Source organism: Alteripontixanthobacter muriae, from assembly GCF_013336795.1.
Taxonomy (GTDB): domain Bacteria; phylum Pseudomonadota; class Alphaproteobacteria; order Sphingomonadales; family Sphingomonadaceae; genus Pseudopontixanthobacter; species Pseudopontixanthobacter muriae.
In genome coordinates, this window is record NZ_JAAFZT010000045.1 from 1 (window position 1) to 1,754 (window position 1,754).

Genomic DNA, 1,754 nt, shown 5'->3' on the forward strand with positions numbered 1-1,754 from the left:
CACCCGTCGCCGACATTCATATCTGGGCGGCATCAGCCCACTCGCGTTCGAAGCCAAGGTGGCATAATGAGAAGGTGACCGGCACAAAACCGTTACAAGTCCATTTCGTCGAAAGTAGCTTCAAAGGCGCTAATCTTTACAACGCACCCAAGGCTTATCTTGCGTCGCGCCAAGGCAGCTAAAGCCGTGGACGATTGAACGCGAAGCGACAGAAAGCCAGTTATTCCCAGATGCTCGAACCTGTCCAGAAGTTCGCCGAAATCGGGTCGCCGCTATTCGCATCATGCCTTCACGAATAGCAGTAACTCGCGGCGCTATGGCTAGGATCGATTGATAGAGCGAGATATATCGCCAAAATGACTGAACTACGCGACTCGATCTACTATGCGCAACTTGCCAGGAAAGCGCGTCAGCTCGCTTCCGCTCATTCCAATCCAGTCGCTGCTCGTCGACTACGAGAGACGGCAATAAAGCACGACCGAATGTCCGCGCAATTCGCGAGAGCTGAATCCGGCTCCCAGAGGGCCGTAGGTTCTCTGCGAAAAGTTCTCTTTTTCTGGTAGCATTTCGCCGAGATTGAATCAGCGCCGCGCCATATGGGTCCTAACGGCCGATGATCCAGTTGCCGCATCGTTCTCCCGAGCATAAACAGCAACCTTAGGTTTCCCGAGCACTTTGCAGGCAAAGACAGCGTCCCAGACGATCGCCGGCACCCACCCGCTTTTCCGCGGCAACATTCCGCTCGGCTCGCCGCTAAGCAATTTGAAAAACTCTCCCGGCAGCACTTGGTTGTCGTGGCCAGGGGATGCGCACTTTCGATCTTTGAGTCGACTCGCGGCTTGGGGAACCGGTCCCCACTTTTTCAGAGCATCACCTGCCCCTGCTTTGAAAAGGCCCTCATCCTACCCTTCTCCCAGTCTTCGTAACCCTGATTTTCAACACCTCGATTTCAAGGTGCGGGAGGGGAAGCCGGCAGCCGATCACCCGAACCGTTCGGAGCTCCGGGCAACTCGAAAAAATTCAGAACTCGTCTAAGCGTCACGGGTATCGCAAAAAAGCCTCTTTTGAGGCAGCTTGTGGACGACTTGCTGCAGACGGTGCTCGAGTCGCCGGAAGCGACTTGTCGGCCCTGAGAGCCGAGCTTTTTTTATCGCTCGCGCCTTCGGCCGGCGTGGTGGATGGCTGGTCCAAGCCCTCAGCGGTTGAGTGGAATGTTAGGCCACCCCCGCCGGGCTTTCTCAAACAGTAGGGGTGGCCCACTCGACCGCATTAAAGACTGCCGAGTAAAGCCGTGCTACGGCAGTAGTTCCTAATAAATCCTGACCACAGCCTTCATGGCACCTCAACATTTAGAGTCCGCCGTCGATCAAACATACGCGCTCGCGGGCTAGGCAAGTTACACGCAGAGACCGCCTACAATCCTCAAGCGATCCAGCAGGCCTTCGCTCGCTGCCGGTTCTTGCTCTCACAGCCTTTCAGAAAGTGCTCTGCAGCGAAGATCTGTTCGAAAGCCGGAAATGCGTTGAAGCAGAATGAAAGCGGCGGCCGAAGCCGCCGCGATCGTCTCGTTGTTGCGCTTAGGCTTAGAAGGCAAAGCGAACCCGTTTGCTGCTCTGGTCGCTGCTACGTCGCCGCATAGCAAATCCGATCGCACCAAAGCCGAACAGCATCATTGCCCAAGTGGTGGGCTCAGGTACTGCACCGATCTGCGAGCTGATACCGCCGATGCGAACCTGCCTTAGATCAGAAACACC

The 1,754-nt window shown here is 56.0% G+C and carries 2 protein-coding genes; one reads left to right on the plus strand and one right to left on the minus strand.

From position 1 onward, the window contains the following. Window positions 1-182 (plus strand): hypothetical protein (locus G7A66_RS14025; protein WP_206675222.1); only part of this gene is annotated, 182 nt, incomplete at its 5' end. 1,401 nt (window positions 183-1,583) lie between these two features. Here the strand turns inward: G7A66_RS14025 and G7A66_RS12920 are convergent. Then, a partial coding sequence (locus G7A66_RS12920) for a PEPxxWA-CTERM sorting domain-containing protein (RefSeq protein ID WP_174296068.1) occupies window positions 1,584-1,754 on the minus strand: 171 nt, incomplete at its 5' end.